18 protein-coding genes and 1 pseudogene are annotated in these 19825 nt (G+C 65.1%); 17 read left to right on the plus strand and 2 right to left on the minus strand.

The window, feature by feature from the left end; translation table 11 throughout:
- Window positions 1–5: 5 nt before the first annotated feature.
- On the plus strand, window positions 6–1004 hold the full coding sequence (gene motB / locus AACY13_RS02210) for a flagellar motor protein MotB (protein WP_339458985.1): 999 nt from the start codon (window positions 6–8) through the stop codon (window positions 1002–1004).
- A 60-nt stretch (window positions 1005–1064) separates the two neighbouring features.
- Here motB and rsgA read toward each other — a convergent pair whose 3' ends face one another.
- Window positions 1065–2096 (minus strand): small ribosomal subunit biogenesis GTPase RsgA, encoded by a 1032-nt coding sequence (gene rsgA, locus AACY13_RS02215; RefSeq protein WP_339458986.1) that lies wholly within the window; start codon window positions 2094–2096, stop codon window positions 1065–1067.
- Between the two features lie 129 nt (window positions 2097–2225).
- On the opposite strand from rsgA, the gene AACY13_RS02220 reads away from it, so the two are divergent.
- Together AACY13_RS02220 and orn are read left to right on the plus strand one after the other, a co-directional pair.
- A complete protein-coding gene (locus AACY13_RS02220; RefSeq protein ID WP_339458989.1) occupies window positions 2226–3005 on the plus strand; it encodes a class I SAM-dependent methyltransferase in 780 nt (259 codons plus the stop codon).
- 28 nt (window positions 3006–3033) lie between these two features.
- Entirely contained in the window at window positions 3034–3576 is a 543-nt protein-coding gene (orn, locus tag AACY13_RS02225) for an oligoribonuclease (RefSeq protein ID WP_339458991.1), read from the plus strand.
- 22 nt (window positions 3577–3598) lie between these two features.
- Here orn and queG read toward each other — a convergent pair whose 3' ends face one another.
- Window positions 3599–4672, minus strand: a complete 1074-nt coding sequence (queG, locus tag AACY13_RS02230; RefSeq protein ID WP_339458992.1) for a tRNA epoxyqueuosine(34) reductase QueG — start codon at window positions 4670–4672, stop codon at window positions 3599–3601.
- A gap of 59 nt (window positions 4673–4731) precedes the next feature.
- Between queG and AACY13_RS02235 the strand changes: the two genes are divergently transcribed.
- From AACY13_RS02235 to AACY13_RS22585, 14 genes and pseudogenes are all read left to right on the plus strand, one after another.
- Complete coding sequence (locus tag AACY13_RS02235; RefSeq protein WP_339458994.1) at window positions 4732–6231, plus strand: NAD(P)H-hydrate dehydratase; 1500 nt, start codon at window positions 4732–4734, stop codon at window positions 6229–6231.
- Entirely contained in the window at window positions 6219–6692 is a 474-nt protein-coding gene (gene tsaE / locus AACY13_RS02240; protein WP_339458995.1) for a tRNA (adenosine(37)-N6)-threonylcarbamoyltransferase complex ATPase subunit type 1 TsaE, read from the plus strand. Before AACY13_RS02235 ends, tsaE begins: the two co-directional genes overlap by 13 nt.
- 19 nt (window positions 6693–6711) lie before the next feature.
- A complete protein-coding gene (locus AACY13_RS02245) occupies window positions 6712–8130 on the plus strand; it encodes an N-acetylmuramoyl-L-alanine amidase (protein ID WP_339459980.1) in 1419 nt (472 codons plus the stop codon).
- Window positions 8127–10007, plus strand: a complete 1881-nt coding sequence (gene mutL, locus AACY13_RS02250) for a DNA mismatch repair endonuclease MutL (RefSeq protein WP_339458997.1) — start codon at window positions 8127–8129, stop codon at window positions 10005–10007. The genes AACY13_RS02245 and mutL overlap by 4 nt, the downstream gene beginning before the upstream one ends.
- A gap of 33 nt (window positions 10008–10040) precedes the next feature.
- On the plus strand, window positions 10041–10982 hold the full coding sequence (gene miaA, locus AACY13_RS02255; protein ID WP_339459982.1) for a tRNA (adenosine(37)-N6)-dimethylallyltransferase MiaA: 942 nt from the start codon (window positions 10041–10043) through the stop codon (window positions 10980–10982).
- Between the two features lie 101 nt (window positions 10983–11083).
- A complete protein-coding gene (hfq, locus tag AACY13_RS02260) occupies window positions 11084–11344 on the plus strand; it encodes an RNA chaperone Hfq (RefSeq protein ID WP_339458998.1) in 261 nt (86 codons plus the stop codon).
- A 14-nt stretch (window positions 11345–11358) separates the two neighbouring features.
- On the plus strand, window positions 11359–12660 hold the full coding sequence (hflX, locus tag AACY13_RS02265; RefSeq protein WP_339458999.1) for a ribosome rescue GTPase HflX: 1302 nt from the start codon (window positions 11359–11361) through the stop codon (window positions 12658–12660).
- A 96-nt stretch (window positions 12661–12756) separates the two neighbouring features.
- Window positions 12757–13911: an FtsH protease activity modulator HflK gene (gene hflK / locus AACY13_RS02270; protein WP_339459000.1), complete on the plus strand. Its 1155-nt coding sequence runs from the start codon at window positions 12757–12759 to the stop codon at window positions 13909–13911.
- A complete protein-coding gene (gene hflC, locus AACY13_RS02275; protein WP_339459001.1) occupies window positions 13911–14780 on the plus strand; it encodes a protease modulator HflC in 870 nt (289 codons plus the stop codon). Before hflK ends, hflC begins: the two co-directional genes overlap by 1 nt.
- A gap of 141 nt (window positions 14781–14921) precedes the next feature.
- Window positions 14922–15107 (plus strand): DUF2065 domain-containing protein, encoded by a 186-nt coding sequence (locus tag AACY13_RS02280; protein WP_339459002.1) that lies wholly within the window; start codon window positions 14922–14924, stop codon window positions 15105–15107.
- Window positions 15108–15144: 37 nt separating this feature from the next.
- The gene (locus tag AACY13_RS02285; RefSeq protein WP_339459003.1) at window positions 15145–16332 is read left to right on the plus strand and encodes an ATP phosphoribosyltransferase regulatory subunit; all 1188 of its coding nucleotides are present in this window, start codon (window positions 15145–15147) and stop codon (window positions 16330–16332) included.
- Window positions 16333–16411: 79 nt separating this feature from the next.
- Window positions 16412–17707, plus strand: a complete 1296-nt coding sequence (locus AACY13_RS02290) for an adenylosuccinate synthase (RefSeq protein ID WP_339459005.1) — start codon at window positions 16412–16414, stop codon at window positions 17705–17707.
- Between the two features lie 931 nt (window positions 17708–18638).
- Window positions 18639–18899, plus strand: a pseudogene (locus AACY13_RS22580) (HAMP domain-containing protein); the annotation flags it as partial.
- Window positions 18873–19757, plus strand: a complete 885-nt coding sequence (locus AACY13_RS22585) for a methyl-accepting chemotaxis protein (RefSeq protein ID WP_445262530.1) — start codon at window positions 18873–18875, stop codon at window positions 19755–19757. The pseudogene AACY13_RS22580 and the gene AACY13_RS22585, both read left to right, overlap by 27 nt.
- Window positions 19758–19825 lie beyond the last annotated feature (68 nt).

Here is a 19825-nt window from a genome sequence, read left to right on the forward strand (position 1 = left end):
CAGGCATGGAAAACAATCAGCCGATTATCGTCAAGCGGGTCAAGAAGGTTGCCGGTGGCCATCATGGCGGTGCCTGGAAGATCGCTTTTGCCGACTTCGCCACGGCGATGATGGCGTTCTTCCTGGTGATGTGGCTGATGTCGGTGGCCACGCCGGAGCAGAAGAAGCTGATCTCGGGGTATTTCAAGGACCCTATCGGCTTTTCCGAAAGCGCCAGCCCCTATGTGATCGACCTCGGCGGCTCGCCGACGCCGGCCCCCGACCGCACCCTCAATCAGCAAGAGCAGGACCCCGCTGACGCGGTGGATGCGGCTGACGCGGAAGTCGACCTGGAGCAGGCCGAGTCGATAGCTGAAGAAGTCGAGCGCGAGCGCCTCGAGCTGTTGCTGCAGGAGTTGCAGAACAAGGTCGACGAGAACCCGCAGTTGCAGCGCTTCAAGGACCAGATACTGTTCGAGATCACCCAGGACGGCCTGCGCATCCAGATCATGGATGCCGAGAACCGGCCCATGTTCGCGTCGGGCAGTGCGCGTTTGCAGCCCTATTTCGAGGACATCCTGCTGGCCCTGACCGACACCATCGCGGCGGTGCCGAACAAGATCAGCATCAGTGGTCATACCGACGCCAAACCCTTTGTGGGGCGCGGCGATTTCGGCAACTGGGAGTTGTCCGCCGACCGCGCCAATGCGGCGCGGCGCGTGCTGATCGCCGGCGGCTACGACGAAACGCAGGTGGCGCGGGTGGTCGGCTATGCCTCGTCGGCGTTGTTCGATCGCGACGATCCCTTGAACCCGGTCAATCGGCGCATCGATATCGTGGTGCTGACGAAGAAGGCCCAGCGTGCCATCGAGGGCGCGCAGGGCGATGCGGCTGGGGATGCAGCGGACGCGCCAGGCGCACCCGATGCGGCGCAGCCGCCCGCGGCGGACGAGCCGATCCAGTCGGAGCAGTTGCGCGAGCGCTTGAATATCTTCGAGGAGGGTGTGCTGCGCTTCGATCAGTAGGGCGGATAACCCGCTCGAGGCATGGCCAAGGCCGCGATCGCTCGCGGCCTTGTGCTGTCCTCAGTACTCGGTTTCCGGCAGGCTGGCCAGGATATGCCGGTAGCTGGCCATGCGCTGGGGGTGCACGCGGCCTTCCTCCAGGGCCTTGAGCAGGGCGCAGCCGGGCTCGCGATCATGCTTGCAGTCGCGAAAGCGGCACTGACCGATCAGCTCATTGAATTCGATAAAACCGGCTTCGACATCTTCGCGGCTGACATGCACCAGGCCGAATTCGCGAATCCCGGGGGAGTCGATCAGTTCGCCGCCGCGCGGAAAGTGGAACAGCCGCGCGGTGGTGGTGGTGTGGGTACCCTTGCCGGTCAGCTCGGAGAGCGGTCCCACCCGGGTATCGACTTCCGGCAGCAGGCTGTTGACCAGCGAAGACTTGCCGACCCCGGACTGGCCGACGAATACGCTGACGTGCCCATCCAGTTGTTGTTGCAACTGCTCCATACCGTCGCCCTGATGAGCGGAAACCTCCAGTAAGGGGTAGCCGAGCTGGCGGTAGACAGCGAGCATGGCGTTGAGCGCCACGGCGTTCTGCTCGTCGATCAGGTCGGCCTTGTTCAGCAGCAGCAGCGGGCGAATGCCAGCGTGTTCGGCCGCCACCAGGTAGCGGTCGATCAGGTTGGCGTGGGGCTCGGGCAGCGGGGCGAAAACGATCACGATCAGGTCGACGTTGGCCGCCACCGGCTTGAGCTGGCCACGGGTATCCGGGCGGCACAGTTCGGTGCTGCGCGGCAGCTGCGCGACGATAACGCCGATGCCCTGGTTGCCCGCGCGCCATACTACCTGGTCGCCGGTGACCAGGGTCGGCAGGTTGGCACGCAGGTGGCAGCGGAACACCTGGCCGGCCAGTTCGCCATCCAGCGCCTCGACTTCGATCTGGACGCCGAAGTGGGCGATGACCAGGCCGGTCTGCTCGGGGCCCAGGTCGCCGCCTTCGAGAATCTGCACGGCCTGGGACTCGCGCTTGGCGGCGCGGGCGGCGCGCTCGCCCTGGATCTTTTCGATACGCCAGTTTTGCCGGCGGTTGAGTTGGCGTTTGGCCATGGGGCTTCCGAGAGAGTGTTTCGAGGCTGAAGTGCGCTTAAGGCGCTCGCGAGTTTAGCACGGGCGACCCGTTCGGCTCGTCGTGGAGCTAAACTGCGGCCGATCATGGCGCTGTGACGGGAGAGGTGGATGGTGCGGCACTTGGCTGGGCGGTATCCGCTAGTGCTGGCGCTGGTGGCGCAACTGGGTGCGTGCCTGAGCGTCGCGGTGCTGCTATATCTGGGCGCGCAGCTGTCGGCCTGGCGACCCGGTGCCTTGCCGGCCGCACTGCTGCAGGGGCTATTGGCCGCCGGCCTGGCGCGCGCCCTGGGGTTGTCGCGCTGGTGGGGCTGGCTGAACCTGGGCTTTGTCCCGGGACTGGTACTCGCCAGTGGCGCGGCCCTGCCGTCCTGGGTGTTTCTGGCCGGTTTTGCCCTGTTGTTGCTGCTCAACTGGAATAGCATCGGCGAGCGGGTACCGCTGTACCTGACCGGTGCGCAGACCCGTCGGCAGCTGGCGGCCATACTGGCGCAGCAATCGGCGGATTTTCGCTTTATCGATCTCGGCTGCGGCCCTGCCGGCAATCTGCTCGGTCTGGCGCGGCAGTTTCCCCAGGCGCAGTTCGTCGGCGTGGAAACCGCGCCGCTGTCCTTCGCCATCGCCTGGTTGCGGGCCCTGCCGCGCAGCAACTGCCTGATTCGCTACGAGAATCTCTGGCGCACCGACCTGGCGCAGTTCGATGTGGTCTATTGCTTTCTCTCGCCCGCACCCATGCCCCGGCTATGGGCCAAGGCCTTGGCCCAGATGCCGGCGGGCAGCCACTTGGTCAGCAATACCTTCGAGGTGCCGGGGGTGCCGGCCGACCGGCAGGTCGAGCTGCATGACTGGCGCAATTCACGATTACTCTTGTGGCAGATGCCAGGCTGCTAAACTGGCCGCCTTAGCCGAGGAGCCGTAGATGCAAAATCCGCAGAATTTGATCTGGATCGATCTGGAAATGACCGGCCTGGAGCCCGAGAAGGACGTGATCATCGAGATGGCCACCATCGTCACCGATAGCGACCTGAACATCCTCGCCGAGGGACCGGTGATTGCTGTGCACCAGAGCGATGAGCTGCTCGCCGGCATGGACGAGTGGTGCACCCGCACCCATGGCGAGAGCGGCCTGACCCGGCGCGTACGGGAGAGCAAGGTCGGTCCGGCCGAAGCCGAGGCGCAGACCATCGCCTTTCTCGAGCAGTGGGTGCCCAAGGGTCAGTCGCCGATCTGTGGCAACAGCATCGGTCAGGACCGGCGCTTCCTCTATCGCTATATGCCAACGCTGGAAGCCTACTTCCACTACCGCTACCTGGATGTCTCGACCTTGAAGATCCTCGCCGATCGCTGGGCACCGCAGATCAAGGAAGGTTTCCAGAAGAAGGGGACGCACCTGGCCCTGGACGATATCCGCGAGTCGATTGCCGAGCTCAAGTATTACCGCGAGCATTTCCTCAAGGTTTGAGGGGCGGGTCGTAAGCTGCAGGTTAGAGCGGTCGCCGGCGTTTATGCTGCGCCAGCGCCCACTCGACATGCTCGCGTACCAGTGCCGAGGGGTGTTCGCGGCGCGCCTGCAGGGCCTCCAGTACCGGGATGCTCGAGGGAGCATTGCCCAGCCCTACCGCGAGGTTGCGCAGCCAGCGCTCATAGCCGGCACGTCGCAGTGGCGAACCTTCGGTGCGGCTGAGAAATTCCTCTTCACTCCAGCGAAACAGGGCGGCCAGTTCGGCGTTGTCCAGGTTGTGGCGTGGCTGGAAGTCGCCCTGTTCGGTGGCTTTGGCGAAGCGATTCCAGGGGCAGACCAGCTGACAATCGTCGCAGCCGAACACCCGGTTGCCGATCGGCGCGCGCAACTCTTCGGGGATCGCGCCCTTGAGCTCGATGGTCAGATAGGAGATGCAGCGCCGCGCATCCAGCACATAGGGGCCGACGAAGGCGGCGGTGGGGCAGATGTCCATGCAGGCCGTGCAGCGCCCGCAATGTTCGCTGGCATGGGGCGGGTCCACCGGCAGCGGCAAATCGACGAACAGCTCGCCGAGAAAGAAGTAGCTGCCGGCCTTGCGGTTGAGCACCAGGGTGTTCTTGCCGATCCAGCCCAGGCCCGCCTGTTCGGCGATGGCCTTCTCTAATACCGGCGCGCTGTCGACGAAGGCGCGGTAGCCGAACGGGCCGATCTGCGTCTGGATGCGCTCGGCCAGCTGCTGCAGGCGCTTGCGGATCAGCTTGTGGTAGTCGCGGCCCAGGGCGTAGCGCGACACATAGGCCTTCTCGGGCTGAGCGAGGCGCTGGGCCATCTGGGTGTCGCCGGGCAGGTAGTCCATGCGCAGCGACACCACCCTCAGGGTGCCGGGTACCAGTTGCTCCGGGTGCGAGCGCTTGCTGCCGTGGGCGGCCATATAGTCCATCTCACCCTGGTAGCCGGCGTCCAGCCAGCGTTGCAGGTGCGCCTCGTGCTCGCCCAGTTGCACATCGGCGATGCCGACCTGCTGAAAGCCCAGCTCGCGGCCCCAGTCCTTGATCGACTGGGCGAGGGCGGCAAGATCGAGTGAGGCGCTGGACATACTGGGCGGGCAACCTGGGCTGGGGTGCGTATAATTCTGCCAGACAACGGAGCTCACGCATGCCGCATTCTCCCGACAATCTTCCTTTGGCCCTGTACAGCGCGGCGCAAGTGCGCGCGCTGGATGCCCGGCTGATCGCCGCCGGCACCCCCGGCTTCGAGCTGATGACGCGCGCCGCCCACGCCATCTGGCGTGCCTTGCGCCGGCGCTGGCCGGCCGCGGGGGCGATTACGGTATTGGCCGGGCGCGGCAATAATGCCGGCGACGGCTACCTGGTCGCGGCGCTGGCCCTGCGTGCCGGCTGGCAGGTGCAGGTGCTGGCGGTGGGCGACCCGGCGCAGCTGCAGGGCGATGCGGCCCGGGCGCGTGACGAGGCGCTGGCGGCCGGCGTGCGCATTCAACCCTGGAGCGAGTGCGCGGCGCTGAGCGGGGTGGTGGTCGATGCGTTGCTGGGTACGGGGCTTAGCGGTGCGGTGCGCGAACCCTATGCCCAGGCCATTGCCCTGCTCAACGCCAGCGACCTGCCGGTGCTGGCGGTGGATATCCCTTCCGGGCTGTGCGCCGACAGCGGCCAGGTGCTGGGCGTGGCGGTGCGGGCGCAGCTGACGGTGACCCTGATCGGCCTGAAGCTGGGCCTGTTCACCGGGGTTGCCGCCGACTGGGTGGGCGAGTTGCAGTTCGCTGACCTGCAGGTCGATGCGCAGCTGGTTGCCGCGCAACCCTTTAGCGCCCAGCGCCTGGCCGGGGGCAATGTGCCGCGGTTACCGCCACGCCCGCGCAGCGTGCACAAGGGCCAGTTGGGCCATGTGCTGGTGGTGGCCGGCGACCGCGGTTTTGCCGGGGCCGGCCTGCTGGCGGCGCAGAGTGCGCTGCGGGCGGGTGCCGGGCTGGTGAGCCTGGCCACCCGCGGCGAACACCTGGCGGCGGCCCAGGCCCGGCTACCCGAGGTGATGGCCGCCGGCGTGGCGTCGGCCAATCAGTTGCGGGCCCTGGGGGCGCGGGCCGATGTCTGGGTGGTCGGGCCAGGACTGGGCCAGGCGGCCTGGGGGCGCAGCCTGCTGTCGGCGGCAGCCTGCAGCGAGGCGCTGCAGGTGTGGGATGCCGATGCGTTGAACCTGTTGGCCCTAGGCGGCATCAGTATGCCGTGTGCTGCGGTGATTACCCCGCACCCGGGGGAGGCCGCACGTTTGCTGGGGCTCGACAGCGCCGCGGTGCAGGCGGATCGTCCCGCCGCGGCCCGAACTCTGGCTCGGCGTTATCAGGCGGTGTGCGTGCTCAAGGGCGCGGGTACCCTGGTTGCCGATCCCGACGGGAGTTTGCTGCTCTGCGAGTACGGTCATCCGGTGATGGCCGGTGCCGGGCTGGGGGATGTGCTGGCGGGGCTGATCGGGGCGCTGCTGGCCCAGGGCCTGCCCGCCTTCGCCGCAGCCCGTCTGGCGGTCTACCTGCATGCCCGTGCGGGCGAGGTGCTGGCCGAGCGGGGCCGTGGCCTGGCGGCCAGTGACTTGTGTGCGGTTATTCGTCAGTTATTGCAGGAGCAGTCCGAGTGTCTGAGTTAGAACTGTTTGTCGCCGATGAAGAGGCGATGTTGGCGCTGGGTGCGGCGCTGGCCAAGGCGACGGCCGGGGTCGGGGTCGGGGTGATTTATCTGCATGGCGACCTGGGGGTCGGCAAAACCACCCTGTCGCGCGGCATCATCCGTGGCCTGGGACATGTCGGGGCGGTGAAAAGCCCGACCTTTACCCTGGTCGAGCCCTACGAGATTGACAGCGTGCGGGCCTTCCACTTCGACCTCTATCGCCTGGTGGATGCCGAGGAGCTGGAGTTTCTCGGCATTCGCGACTACTTCGATGGCGACGCCCTGTGCCTGGTCGAGTGGCCCGAGCGCGGTGCCGGCGTTTTGCCAAAGGCGGACATGGACATTACCATTAGCCCGCAAGCGGCCGGCCGTGCGCTGCGTTTGCAGGCACACAGCGTGCGCGGTGAAACCTGGTGTGCCATTTTGGCCTCCGGGGCATGATCAGAATATGGGGTTGGCTATGCGCATAGGCGCGCGTTTCATCGTACTTGGAGTGGCATTGGCCGGTTTGGTCGCCGATGTACTGGCCGCTTCGGATGTGCGCAGCGTCAGGCTGTGGCGGGCACCGGACAACACCCGCCTGGTATTTGACCTGTCCGGCCCGGTGCAGCACAGCGTGTTTCTGCTGTCGGCCCCCGATCGTATCGTTATCGATGTCGGCGGGGCCAAACTGGCCACCGGCTTCGACCAACTGGCCCTGAGCAACACCCCGATCACCGGGGTGCGCTCGGCCCAGCGTACTGCCGAAGACCTGCGGGTGGTGATCGATCTGTCGGCTCCGGTGACGCCGAAGAGCTTTACCCTGGCCCCCAATCAGCAGTACGGCCATCGCCTGGTGGTCGACCTGTTTGACCAGGCATCGGGGGCGGTGCCGGAGCTGCCGAGCGCCGCGGTCGCGACTGCGCCGCCGGTGCCGGTCACGCCGACCCAGGCACCCGTCAAGCTGACCCCGGTGCCGAACGGCAAGCGCGATATCGTCATCGCCATCGACGCCGGCCATGGCGGCGAAGACCCGGGTGCCCTGTCTCCGGTCAAGGGCCAGTACGAGAAGCACGTGACCCTGGCGATAGCCAAGGAACTGCAGCGGCAGGTCAATGCGGAGAAGGGCTTTCGCGCCGAGCTGGTGCGTACCGGCGACTACTTTATCCCGCTGCGTCGGCGCACCGAGATCGCCCGCAAGAAGGGCGCGGATCTGTTCGTTTCCATCCATGCCGACGCCGCGCCGCGGGCTGCGGCCTTTGGCGCTTCGGTGTACGCCCTGTCGGACCGCGGGGCCACCTCGGAAACCGCACGCTGGCTGGCCGACTCGGAAAACCAGTCTGACCTGATCGGCGGTGCCGGCAATGTCAGCCTGGACGACAAGGACCGCATGCTGGCCGGGGTGCTGCTCGACCTGTCGATGACCGCCTCGCTGTCCTCCAGCCTGAATGTCGGCAACAAGGTGCTGGGCAATATGGGCCGGGTCACCCCGCTGCATAAGCGTCGGGTCGAGCAGGCCGGCTTTATGGTGCTGAAATCGCCGGATATCCCGTCGATCCTGGTAGAGACCGGGTTTATTTCCAACCCCAATGAGGCGCGCAAGTTGGCCAGCGCCGGTCACCAGCAGGCATTGGCGCGCTCGATTGTCAGTGGCGTGCGGCAGTTCTTCCATGAAAACCCGCCGCCGGGCAGCTATGTGGCCTGGTTGCGCGATAACGGCAAGATCGCCCTCGGTCCGCGCGAGCATGTGGTCAGCTCCGGCGAAAGCCTGGCACTGATCGCCCAGCGCTACCAGATCAGTCTGGCGGCCTTGCGCGGTGCCAATGGGTTGAAGGGCGACGTGATCAAGGTCGGTCAGAAACTGCAGGTGCCGGCGACGGCTCTGGCGGCGCAACCATGAGCCAGGCCAGTCGTATCCAGCTGCTGAGTCCGCGGCTGGCCAACCAGATTGCCGCCGGGGAAGTGGTCGAGCGGCCCGCCTCGGTGATCAAGGAGTTGCTGGAAAACAGTCTGGACTCCGGAGCCCGGCGCATCGAAGTGGATGTCGAGCAGGGCGGGGTCAAACTGCTCAAGGTGCGCGACAACGGCAGTGGCATCGCCCCGGATGATCTGCCCCTGGCCCTGGCCCGGCATGCCACCAGCAAGATCCGCGAACTGGAGGATCTCGAGCAGGTGATGAGCCTGGGTTTTCGTGGCGAGGCCCTGGCCTCGATCAGCTCGGTGGCGCGCCTGACCCTGACCTCGCGCACCGATGGTGCCGAACAGGCCTGGCAGGTGGAAACCGAAGGCCGCGACATGCAACCGCGAGTGCAGCCGGCGGCGCACCCGGTCGGCACCTCGGTGGAGGTGCGCGATCTGTTCTTTAATACGCCGGCGCGGCGCAAGTTCCTCAAGACCGAGAAGACCGAGTTCGACCACCTGCAGGAAGTGATCAAGCGCCTGGCCCTGGCCCGTTTCGATGTGGCTTTCCACCTGCGCCACAATGGCAAGACCGTGCTCGGCCTGCACGAGGCCCCCGATGAGCTCAGCCGTGCGCGGCGGGTGGCTGCGGTCTGTGGCTCGGCTTTCCTCGAGCAGGCCCTGCCCATCGATATCGAGCGCAATGGCCTGCACCTGTGGGGCTGGGTCGGTTTGCCGACCTTCTCCCGCAGTCAGGCCGATCTGCAGTATTTCTATGTCAACGGGCGCACGGTGCGCGACAAGCTGGTGGCCCACGCGGTGCGCCAGGCCTACCGCGACGTGCTGTTCAACGGCCGCCATCCAACCTTTGTGCTGTTTCTCGAGATCGACCCCGCGGTGGTCGATGTCAACGTGCACCCGACCAAGCATGAGGTGCGCTTCCGTGACGGGCGCATGGTCCATGACTTCCTCTACGGCACCCTGCATCGCGCCCTCGGCGAGGTGCGCCCGGAAGATCAGCTGGCAGCGCCGGCCGGCATTGCCGAGATGGTGCGGCCCAGCGGGCAGGCGGCCGGCGAGTTCGGCCCCCAGGGCGAAATCGGCCTGGCCGCCAGTCTGCTCGAGCCTGCACCCGCTGCCTCGGTGTGGCGTTCCCCGGGGGCCGGCTATCAGGGCGCGCGCGCCGAGCCGGCCTTGCCCGCGGCGGAGGCCCAGGGTGCCTACCGCGAATATTTCGCCCCGCTGCCGGCGGTTGGCGCTGCCGCGGCTGCGCTGCCCGAGGCGCAGGGCGATATCCCGCCGCTGGGCTATGCCATCGCCCAGCTTAAAGGCATCTATATCCTCGCCGAGAATGTCCAGGGCCTGGTGGTGGTGGATATGCACGCCGCCCATGAGCGGATTACCTATGAGCGGCTGAAGGTGGCCATGGCCAGCGAGGGCCTGCGTGGCCAGCCGCTGCTGGTGCCGGAGTCGATTGCGGTCAGTCAGCGCGAGGCCGATTGCGCCGAGGAGCATGCCGAGTGGTTTCAGCGCCTGGGCTTTGAGTTGCAGCGCCTGGGTCCGGAAAGCCTGGCCATCCGGCAGATTCCCGCCTTGCTCAAGCAGGCAGAGGCGACCCGTCTGGTCCACGATGTGCTGGCCGATCTGCTGGAGTACGGCACCACTGACCGCATCCAGGCGCACCTCAACGAGTTGCTCGGCACCATGGCCTGCCACGGCGCGGTGCGCGCCAATCGCCGCCTGACCCTGCCGGAAATGAACGCGCTGCTGCGCGACATGGAACACACCGAGCGCAGTGGCCAGTGCAATCATGGCCGCCCGACCTGGACCCAGCTGGGCATGGATGATCTCGATAAGCTGTTCTTGCGGGGGCGTTAAGTGACCAGTCCATTGCCGCCCGCCATCTTTCTGATGGGGCCGACGGCCGCCGGCAAGACCGATCTGGCCCTGGCCCTGGCGCGGGTGCTGCCCTGCGAGTTGATCAGTGTCGACTCGGCGCTGGTCTACCGCGGCATGGATATCGGCACGGCCAAGCCGGATAAGGCGACCCTGGCCGAGTTCCCTCACCGCCTGGTGGATATCCGCGATCCGGCCGAGAGCTATTCGGCGGCCGAGTTTCGCGCCGACGCCCTGGCGGCCATGGCCGAGGCCACCGCACGCGGGCGCATTCCACTGCTGGTGGGCGGCACCATGTTGTATTACAAGGCGTTGCTGGAAGGTCTGGCGGATATGCCCGGGGCCGATCCGCTGCTGCGCGCGGAGTTGGAAGCGCGTGCCGAGCGCGAAGGCTGGCAGGCGCTGCATGACGAGTTGCGTGGGGTCGACCCCGAGTCTGCGGCGCGGATCCACCCCAACGATCCGCAGCGCCTGATCCGTGCGCTGGAGGTCTATCGCCTCAGCGGCCTGAGCATGAGCGCGCACCGCCAGCGCCAGGCCGCAGAAAATACTGCGGCCGGCGCGTCGGCAGGGGGGCAATTCCCCTATACTGTCGCGCAATTGGTCATCGCGCCGGCCCAGCGTTCGATCCTGCATGAGCGCATCGCCCAGCGATTTCGCCTGATGCTGGAACAGGGTTTGCTCGAAGAGGTCGAAGGCCTGCGCCGCAGAAGTGACTTGCACCCCGGCTTGCCGTCTATACGAGCTGTAGGTTATCGCCAGGTGTGGGATTACCTCGACGGCAACCTGAGCAGGGCGCAGATGGAGGAGCAGGGCATTATTGCCACGCGCCAACTGGCCAAACGGCAGTTCACCTGGTTGCGCGGTTGGGGTGATGCGCATTGGCTGGACAGTCTGGACTGTGACAATCTGCCGCGTGCCTTGAAATACCTGGCAGCGGTCTCCATATTGACCTGAGACCTTGCCGTTAGCCGTCTACTCTGTGAAATGGGCGGTTTGAACCGTTTACTGGTTTTACTAAAAATTATTGAAAATTGATCCTTAAAGGAGTGCGGCACATGTCAAAAGGGCATTCGCTACAAGACCCTTACCTGAATACCCTGCGTAAGGAACGCGTCCCGGTTTCCATCTATCTGGTCAACGGCATCAAGCTGCAGGGCCAGATCGAGTCTTTCGACCAGTTCGTGATTTTGCTGAAGAATACTGTCAGCCAGATGGTCTACAAGCACGCCATTTCCACCGTGGTGCCGAGCCGTCCGGTGCGTCTGCCGAGTGCAGCCGAGACCGAGCAGGCAGAAGCAGAACCTGGTAACGCCTGATCTAGGAGGTTGTATTGTTCTTCGAGCGCCATGAAGGTGGGGAACGGGCTCTCCTGGTTCATCTGGATGGTCAGGATTCCGCGGCGCGTGAAGATCCGCAAGAATTCCAGGAGTTGGCCATTTCGGCGGGTGCCGATACGGTGGCCTTCTTCACTGTGCCGAGCAGTCGGCTGACCGCCAAATACCTGATTGGTAGCGGCAAGGTTGAAGAGTTGCGTGATCAGGTCAAGGCCACCGAGGCCGACCTGGTGATCTTCAATCACGTGCTGACGCCCAGCCAGGAGCGCAACCTCGAGCGAGTGTTCGAGTGTCGGGTATTGGACCGTACCGGTCTGATCCTCGATATTTTCGCCCAGCGCGCGCGTACCCATGAGGGCAAGTTGCAGGTCGAGCTTGCCCAGCTGGATCATCTGAGTACGCGCCTGGTGCGCGGTTGGACTCACCTCGAGCGACAGAAAGGCGGTATCGGTCTGCGCGGCCCAGGGGAAACCCAGCTGGAGACCGACCGCCGCTTGTTGCGTGTGCGTATCCGCCAGATCAAGCAGAAGCTCGAGAAGGTGCGCAGTCAGCGCGAGCAGGCGCGGCGCGGGCGGCAGCGTGCCGATATTCCCTCGGTGTCTCTGGTCGGCTATACCAACGCCGGCAAATCGACCTTGTTCAATGCTCTGACCGAATCGGATGTGTACGCCGCCGATCAGCTGTTCGCCACCCTGGATCCGACCCTGCGCCGTCTGGAGCTGGACGATCTGGGGCCGGTAGTGCTGGCCGACACGGTGGGCTTTATCCGTCATCTGCCGCACAAACTGGTCGAAGCTTTTCGCGCCACCCTCGAGGAGTCGAGCAACTCCGACCTGTTGCTGCACGTCATCGACGCCCACGAGCCCGAGCGCGATCAGCAGATCGAGCAGGTCATGGCGGTGCTGGGTGAGATCGGTGCCCATGAGCTGCCGATGCTCGAGGTATACAACAAGCTGGATTTGCTGGAAGGTGTCGAACCGCAGATTCAGCGCGATGCCGACGGCAAGCCGCTGCGGGTCTGGTTGTCGGCCCGTGACGGGCGCGGCCTGCCGTTGTTGAAACAGGCCATCGCCGAGTTGCTGGGCGATGAGCTGTTTATCGCGACCTTGCAGTTGCCGCAGGGCCTGGCGCGTTTGCGCGCGCAGTTTTTCGCCCTGGGGGCGGTGCAGAGCGAGGCCCATGCCGAGGATGGCAGCAGTCTGTTGGCGGTTCGGCTGCCGCGCATCGAGTTGAATCGGCTGGTCACTCGGGCGGGGTTGAAGCCGTTGGAATTTATCGAGCAACACACTTTGCAATAAAGCCTGCGTCAGTGGTTTTGCCGCTGGCTGCATGCATTCGGTAGCATTGGCGGGCGCGCCGTGGGCGCGTCTTTGCTTTATCAGATGGAGAGCGCTATGGCTTGGAATGAGCCGGGTGGCAACTCGAATAATCAGGATCCATGGGGTGGCCGTAAAGGCGGTGACCGCAAGGGGCCACCGGATCTCGATGAGGCCTTCCGCAAGCTACAGGAGAGCCTCAACGGGCTGTTCGGTGGCGGTAAGAAACGTGGCAGCGATACCGGCTCCGGCAGTGGCGGCGGTTTCGGCCTGCTGTTGGTGGGGCTGGCGGTGCTGGCCGCGGTCTGGCTGTACAGCGCCATTTATGTGGTCGATGAGCAGGAACAGGCCGTGGTGCTGCGTTTCGGCAAGTACTACGAAACCGTAGGGCCGGGCCTGAATATCTATTTCCCGCCGATCGATCGCAAGTTCCAGGAAAACGTCACCCGCGAGCGTGCTTACAGCAAGCAGGGGCAGATGCTGACCGAGGACGAGAACATCATCGAAGTGCCGCTGACCGTGCAGTACAAGATCAGCAACCTGCAGGATTTCGTGCTCAACGTCGATCAGCCGGAAGTCAGCCTGCAGCACGCCACCGACAGCGCCGTGCGCCATGTCGTGGGTTCCACCGAGATGGATCAGGTGCTGACCGAAGGCCGTGAGCTGATGGCCAGTGAGGTCAAGGATCGCTTGCAGCGCTTCCTCGACAACTACCGCACCGGTATCAATGTCACCCAGGTCAATCTGCAGAGTGCGGCCGCGCCGCGCGAAGTGCAGGAAGCCTTCGATGACGTGATCCGTGCCCGTGAGGACGAGCAGCGCGAGAAGAACCAGGCGGAAACCTACGCCAATGGCGTGGTGCCGGAGGCTCGTGGTCAGGCCCAGCGCCTGATCGAGGATGCCAGCGGTTACCGCGAGGAAGTGGTCTCCCGTGCCCAGGGTGAGGCGGATCGCTTCACTGCCCTGGTGACCGAGTACCGCAAGGCACCGGAAGTCACCCGCGAGCGTCTGTATCTGGACACCATGCAGGAGCTGATGAGCAACACCAGCAAGGTGCTGGTGACCGGTGACAAGGGGCAGAACAACCTGTTGTATCTGCCGCTGGACAAGATGATCGATGGCCGCAGCTCGGCTGCACCCAGTTCCATCTCGGGTGCGGGTGCCAGTGAGGCGGGGTCGCGTGTGAGTATCGATCCGCGTCAGGTTGAGCTGCGCACAAGGGAGAGCCGCTGATGAGCAATAAATCGCTGATCGCCCTGATTGTTGGCGTGGTCGTGGCACTGGTGGCCTGGAACAGCTTCTATATCGTGGCGCAAACCGAGCGGGCGGTGCTGTTGCAGTTCGGTCGGATCGTCCAGCCGGATGTGCAGCCGGGCCTGCATGTGAAGGTTCCTTACGTCAACCAGGTGCGCAAGTTCGATGCGCGCCTGCTGACCCTGGACTCCACCAGTTCGCGTTTCCTCACCCTGGAAAAGAAGGCCCTGATGGTCGATGCGTTCGCCAAGTGGCGAGTGCTGGATGCCGAGCGGTACTACACCGCGACGTCCGGCATGAAGCAGATTGCCGACGAGCGTCTGGCCCGTCGTCTCGAAGCTTCGCTGCGTGACCAGTTCGGTAAGCGCACCCTGCACGAGTCGGTGTCGGGTGAGCGCGATGCGCTGATGGCGGACGTGACTGCATCGCTCAACCGTGCCGCACAGCGTGAGCTGGGCATCGAGGTGGTGGATGTGCGGGTCAAGGCCATCGACCTGCCGAAGGAAGTGAACCGCAGCGTGTTCGACCGGATGGGCTCGGAGCGTGAGCGTGAGGCTCGCGAGCATCGCGCCAAGGGTAAGGAGTTGGCCGAAGGTATTCGTGCCGACGCCGATCGTCAGCGCCGCGTGCTGCTGGCCGATGCCTACCGCCAGGCTGAAGAGCTGCGCGGTGATGGCGACGCCCAGGCCGCGGCGATCTACTCCAAGGCCTATGGCATGGACCAGGAGTTCTACTCCTTCTATCGCAGCCTGAGAGCCTATCGCGAGAGTTTCGCCGATAAGCGCGATGTGCTGGTGCTGGATCCGAGTAGCGATTTCTTCCGTTATCTGGAGAAATCCAAGCCGTAAAGGCCGCTGCAGGCCGCACGCTACAAGCCGCAGGTCAGCGTCTGGCGCTCACTTGTTGCTTGGAGCTTGTGGCCTGAAGCTTTTAGCGTGGTATCATGCGGCAGCCGGGAAAATCCCGGCTTTTTTGCGTCTGTGGGAACCATGTGGCAGGAACTTGGCATCGCATTGTGTCTATTGCTGGTGCTGGAAGGCATCCTGCCCTTCCTTGGTCCGCGTGTTTGGCGCGGGGCGCTCATACAGTTGACGCAGCTGTCTGATCGACAGCTGCGTCTGATGGGGTTGGCCAGCATGCTGCTGGGCACAACTTTCCTTTATTGGCTTCACTGAAGGCTTGTGCCGCCCGGTTCAAGAGGGGAATGGCGAAATGGCAACGGTAGACCGCTGGCTCCTGCCAGATGGCATCGAAGAAGTACTGCCGCCGCACGCGGCGCGTATCGAAGTGGCGCGTCGCCAGGTGCTGGATCTGTTCCAGCGCTGGGGCTATGAATTCGTGGTAACGCCGCATATCGAATACCTGGAGTCGCTGTTGACCGGCGCGGGCCAGGATCTCGACCTGCGTACCTTCAAGGTGACCGATCCGCTGTCGGGCCGGCAGATGGGCTTTCGCGCCGACATCACGCCGCAGGTGGCTCGCATCGATGCGCACACCCTGCGCCGCGAAGGACCGAGCCGTCTGTGCTACGCCGGCAGCGTGGTGCACGCTCAGCCGCGCGCGCTGACTACCTCGCGCAGCCCGATTCAGTTGGGTGCCGAGCTGTATGGCGACGCCAGTCCGGCCAGCGATGTCGAGGTGATCAGCCTGCTGGTCAATACCCTGGAGCTGGCGGCGGTGCCGGATGTGCACATGGATCTTGGTCATGTCGGTATCTACCGCGGCCTGGCGCGTGCCGCCGAGTTGTCCGGCGAAGCCGAGCAGCAGCTGTTCGATGCGTTGCAACGCAAGGCCGTGGATGAAGTGGCCGAGCTGACCGCGACGCTGCCGGATGAATTGCGCAAGATGCTGCGCGCCCTCAGCGAACTGTGCGGTGGCCGTGAAGTGCTGGATCTGGCCCAGGCCTGTCTGGTCGAGGCCCCGGACGATGTGCACGCGGCGCTGGACGATCTGATGGCGATTGCCGATTCCCTGAGCCTGCGTTACCCGGAGCTGCCGTTGTACTTCGATCTGGGCGAGCTGCGCGGTTATCACTATCACACCGGCGTGGTGTTCGCCGCCTTCGTGCCCGGGGTTGGCTATGCCATCGCCCAGGGTGGCCGCTATGACGATATCGGTGCCGACTTCGGTCGCGCCCGCCCGGCTACCGGCTTTTCCACCGATCTGAAAACCCTGGTTGGCCTGGGGCAGATGCAGCTGGGCGAGATGCCGGCCAGTGTCTGGGCTCCGGATAACCATGATGTGTTCTTGTGGCAGGCGATTCAGCGCTTGCGTCTGGACGGTCAGCGTGTGGTCCAGGCGTTGCCTGGGCAGACGGTTGCCGATGCCGGCGCGGCGGGTTGTGATCGCCAGCTGCTGTTGCGTGACGGCCGTTGGCAGTTGGCGGCGCTGGCGTCCTGAGGGATCGCCGGGCCGCTCGTCCTGAAATGTTTCCGTCGGCTGTGGCCGGCATCAAGTTTGCGCGAAGAGGGTTAGTGTTATGGGTAAGAATGTCGTAGTTCTGGGCACCCAGTGGGGCGATGAGGGCAAGGGCAAGATCGTCGACCTGCTGACCGAACAGGCTGCAGCCGTAGTGCGTTACCAGGGCGGCCATAACGCCGGCCATACCCTGGTGATCGACGGCGAAAAAACCGTTCTGCACCTGATCCCCTCGGGCATCCTGCGCGAGAACGTGCAGTGCCTGATCGGCAACGGCGTTGTGGTCGCCCCCGACGCCCTGATGCGTGAAATCATCAAGCTGGAAGAAAAGGGTGTGCCGGTGCGCGAGCGCCTGCGTATCAGCCCGTCCTGCCCGCTGATCCTGACCTATCACGTGGCCCTGGATCAGGCCCGTGAGAAGGCCCGTGGTGATGCCAAGATCGGCACCACCGGCCGCGGCATCGGCCCGGCCTACGAAGACAAGGTAGCTCGCCGTGGTCTGCGCATTGGCGATCTGTTCCACCGCGAGCGTTTTGCCGCCAAGCTCGGCGAGCTGCTCGACTACCACAACTTCGTGCTGGTCAATTACTACAAGGAGCCGGCCATCGACTTCCAGAAGACTCTGGATGAGTGCATGGAATACGCCGAGCTGCTCAAGCCGATGATGGCCGACGTCACCGCGGTACTGCACGAGATGCGCCGCGAGTCCAAGGACATCATGTTTGAAGGTGCCCAAGGTTCGTTGCTGGATATCGACCATGGCACCTACCCCTACGTCACCAGTTCCAACACCACGGCGGGCGGTATCGCCACCGGTTCCGGTTTCGGCCCGATGTACCTGGATTACATCCTCGGTATCACCAAGGCCTACACCACCCGCGTCGGCTCCGGGCCGTTCCCTACCGAGCTGTTCGATGAAACCGGTGCCTTCCTCGCCAAGCGTGGCCATGAGTTCGGCTCCACCACGGGTCGTGCGCGTCGCTGCGGCTGGTTCGATGCGGTGATCCTGCGTCGCGCCATCGAGATCAACAGCATCTCCGGTCTGTGCCTGACCAAGCTCGACGTGCTCGACGGCCTGGAAACCATCCGCATCTGCGTCGGCTACAAGGATCAGAATGGCGAGGTGCTGGTCGACGCGCCGACCGATGCCGACAGCTACCTGGGCCTGCAGCCGGTCTACGAGGAGCTGCCGGGCTGGAGCGAGTCGACCCTGGGGGCCAAGACCCTGGAAGAGCTGCCGGCCAATGCCCGTGCCTATATCCTGCGGGTGCAGGAGCTGGTCGGTGCGCCAGTCGACATCATTTCCACCGGTCCTGACCGTAACGAGACCATCGTGCTGCGTCATCCGTTTGCCTGATCGCCGCAGGTTGTGCAACAAAGGGTCGCCATGGGCGGCCCTTTGTCGTTCTGGCTATTACAGTTTCGCCGGTTGCGGTCGATCCATGGGGTATCGGTCGTTCTGATTCTGAAGGGGTGGTGCCTTGTTCTCTCTACTGCATAGTCGCTTGTTGCGTCCGGTGTTTATCGCCCTGGGCGTCGCCATGTTGTTGCAGGTGCTGCTGGCGGTCTGGCTGACCCGTACGACGGTGGACGACCTGGTGAGTGATTTGGCGGCGCGGATGCAGGACGACAGCCAGCGTCTGGGCGCTGAACTGGCCGCGGCCGAGCGCGAGGTGGTGCAGGGCCTGGGGGCGCTCTCGACGAATACCCGCGAGAGTCTCGGGGCGGCCTTGTCCGAGCGTTTGCAGGCCGAGCGCGAGCAGTTGCGTGGCGTGCTGGAGAACAATCTCAAACAGTCCGGCACCGCCATGGCGCAGCTACTGGCCGGTGTCGCGCCCAAGGCCATCTGGGATGACGATGTGCCGGCCCTGACCGCCTTTGCGCGGATTGCCCAGCGCGATCCGGCGGTGCTCTTTGCGATTTACTACGACGCGGCGGGGCAGCGCCTGACCCGGAATTTCAATCGCAGCGACGCGCGGATCAGGGCGCTGGTTGCGGCGGGTCAGGGTGATACGCCATTGGACAGGCTGGTCGATGCGGCGTCGCGCGATCCGCAGGTGCATATGCTAGAGATGGACATCAATCCCATGGGGGCGCAGATCGGCAAGGTCCAGCTGGGTTTGTCCCGGGCGGCGATCGAGCAGGAGCTGCAGGCGCTGGATCAGCGTTTTGCCGGCCTGGTCGGCGATGCCGGCGAGTTGGTCGACAGCAGCCTGGCCGGGGCCTCGCGCGACAGTGCTCAGGCACTGCAGCGGCGGCTGCTCGAGGCGCAGCAGGCCGCCGAGGGCATGGCGCAGAGTAGTCTGGGTTCGGTGCAGGTGGCGGCGGACAACCTGCGCTGGCGAATCGCTCTGGGCCTGCTGGTGGTGGGCGTGCTGACCTTGCTGGCGGTGGCGCTGGTACTCGGCTGGCGGGTGCTCAGTCGTTTGCAGTTGCTGGTGGCGGCGCTGCATGACCTGGCGGCGGGCGAGGGCGACCTGACCCGGCGGGTCGAGCTGGTGAGCGGCGATGAAGTCGGCGACATGGCGGCGGCGGTCAATCGGTTCCTGGCCAAGTTGCAGCCCATCGTGCGCGAGGCGGGCGAGGTGGCGGTGCGCACCGGGCAGGAAATCGCCAGCCTGGCCTCGCGCAGTGCGGCGGCCGAGGCGGCCGCCGGGCGGCAGCGCGACGAGGTGGCGGGCAGCTTGCAGGCTCTGGCGCAGATGGCGGGCGAGGCGCAGGCGGAAAGCCAGGCGATGCAGGAGGCCTTGCGTCGGGTTGCGGCGATTCGTCAGGCGACCCAGGACAATGCGGCCATCGCGACGCGAGTCGGCGGGGCGATCGAGGAGTTGGTGCTTAGGGTTGGCACCGGTGCGGCGGTGATCGAGCGGCTGGCCAAGCAGAGCGAGCAGATCGAGGTGGTGCTGACGGTCATCCATGGCATCGCCGAGCAGACCAATCTGCTGGCCTTGAATGCGGCCATCGAGGCGGCGCGTGCAGGCGAGAGCGGTCGCGGCTTTGCCGTGGTGGCCGATGAAGTACGGGCCCTGGCGAGCAAGACCCAGCAGTCCACCGGCGATATTCAGGCGCATATTGGGGCCCTGCAGAAGGGGGCGCGTGAGGCAGTCGGGGCCATTGCCCAGGCGGGTCAGCAGGCGGACCTGGGCTTGGCGGCATTGCGCGAGAGTGCCAAGGTGCAGCAGTCCGTGCAGGCGGCGGTGGAAGAGGTGCATGGGGCAATCAATGCGGCGACCGCGGCGGCGGCCCATCAGGCCGAGGGGGCCGATGCGGTGCGCGGGCGGGTCGAGGTGATTCATGCCGAAGCCCAGCGTGCAGCCGAGGCGGTGGCGGCCACGGCTGACAGTGGGCGGGTGCTGGATGGCCTGGCCCGGCAGTTGAAGGCCAGTCTGGGGCAGTTCCGCGTTTAGCCCGTGGGGTCGGCGGCAGCCGGGCTGGGTCCGGCGGGTTGCCGGGGTAAATCCAGGGCAATAAAAAA

Origin of the sequence: Pseudomonas sp. EA_105y_Pfl2_R69 (assembly GCF_963970915.1) — a bacterium.
In the GTDB taxonomy this organism is placed as follows: domain Bacteria; phylum Pseudomonadota; class Gammaproteobacteria; order Pseudomonadales; family Pseudomonadaceae; genus Aquipseudomonas.

Excerpts from the sequence above, each read along its gene's own strand:
- AACY13_RS02245 (WP_339459980.1), top strand. The coding sequence starts at position 6,712 with ATGCGCATAGGCGCGCGTTTCATCGTACTTGGAGTGGCATTGGCCGGT.
- motB (WP_339458985.1), top strand. The coding sequence starts at position 6 with ATGGAAAACAATCAGCCGATTATCGTCAAGCGGGTCAAGAAGGTTGCC.
- AACY13_RS22585 (WP_445262530.1), top strand. The coding sequence starts at position 18,873 with ATGGCGGCGGCGGTCAATCGGTTCCTGGCCAAGTTGCAGCCCATCGTG.
- AACY13_RS02220 (WP_339458989.1), top strand. The coding sequence starts at position 2,226 with ATGGTGCGGCACTTGGCTGGGCGGTATCCGCTAGTGCTGGCGCTGGTG.
- queG (WP_339458992.1), bottom strand. The coding sequence starts at position 4,672 with ATGTCCAGCGCCTCACTCGATCTTGCCGCCCTCGCCCAGTCGATCAAG.
- hflK (WP_339459000.1), top strand. The coding sequence starts at position 12,757 with ATGGCTTGGAATGAGCCGGGTGGCAACTCGAATAATCAGGATCCATGG.
- orn (WP_339458991.1), top strand. The coding sequence starts at position 3,034 with ATGCAAAATCCGCAGAATTTGATCTGGATCGATCTGGAAATGACCGGC.
- AACY13_RS02235 (WP_339458994.1), top strand. The coding sequence starts at position 4,732 with ATGCCGCATTCTCCCGACAATCTTCCTTTGGCCCTGTACAGCGCGGCG.
- AACY13_RS02290 (WP_339459005.1), top strand. The coding sequence starts at position 16,412 with ATGGGTAAGAATGTCGTAGTTCTGGGCACCCAGTGGGGCGATGAGGGC.
- hflC (WP_339459001.1), top strand. The coding sequence starts at position 13,911 with ATGAGCAATAAATCGCTGATCGCCCTGATTGTTGGCGTGGTCGTGGCA.
- miaA (WP_339459982.1), top strand. The coding sequence starts at position 10,041 with ATGGGGCCGACGGCCGCCGGCAAGACCGATCTGGCCCTGGCCCTGGCG.
- AACY13_RS02285 (WP_339459003.1), top strand. The coding sequence starts at position 15,145 with ATGGCAACGGTAGACCGCTGGCTCCTGCCAGATGGCATCGAAGAAGTA.
- rsgA (WP_339458986.1), bottom strand. The coding sequence starts at position 2,096 with ATGGCCAAACGCCAACTCAACCGCCGGCAAAACTGGCGTATCGAAAAG.
- AACY13_RS02280 (WP_339459002.1), top strand. The coding sequence starts at position 14,922 with ATGTGGCAGGAACTTGGCATCGCATTGTGTCTATTGCTGGTGCTGGAA.
- mutL (WP_339458997.1), top strand. The coding sequence starts at position 8,127 with ATGAGCCAGGCCAGTCGTATCCAGCTGCTGAGTCCGCGGCTGGCCAAC.
- hfq (WP_339458998.1), top strand. The coding sequence starts at position 11,084 with ATGTCAAAAGGGCATTCGCTACAAGACCCTTACCTGAATACCCTGCGT.